The 314-nt window shown below is 62.4% G+C and carries 1 protein-coding gene; it reads right to left on the bottom strand.

The features are described 5' to 3' along the window. Nucleotides 1-284: phage portal protein (locus J9889_RS23125; protein WP_246878176.1), on the bottom strand; the 284-nt coding region annotated here is incomplete at its 3' end. Nucleotides 285-314: the final 30 nt, after the last annotated feature.

Here is a 314-nt window from a genome sequence, read left to right as displayed (position 1 = left end):
GGCTGCGGCTCGATCTGGATGCCTTTGCCGCCGACAATCCGCTCCTCCATCTTGTCGAGAAGGCCGATCACAATGTCATGGTTTTCGTCCAGGGCTCTGGCCTGCTCGCGCAAGCTGATCGCCGATTGCTGGGTGGCCACGTTGGCGCCACGCCGTTCCCGCTTGGCCTGATGGGTTCTGGACGGCATTGCCGCCTCGTAGGCCATCATTCGCAAGCGGTCGCGCATCCGGTTGGCTGCCCAGCCGGGGGAGATAAACCCGACCAACTTATCTATGGCTCTCATGTAAACCTCGCGGCGGCATAGGGCTGACGG

Origin of the sequence: Aeromonas sp. PrichA-15 (assembly GCF_017939245.1) — a bacterium.
Taxonomy (GTDB): Bacteria; Pseudomonadota; Gammaproteobacteria; order Enterobacterales; family Aeromonadaceae; genus Aeromonas; species Aeromonas caviae.
Note: the sequence above shows the minus strand (reverse complement) of the source record. Positions and strands in the feature narration are given on the sequence as shown.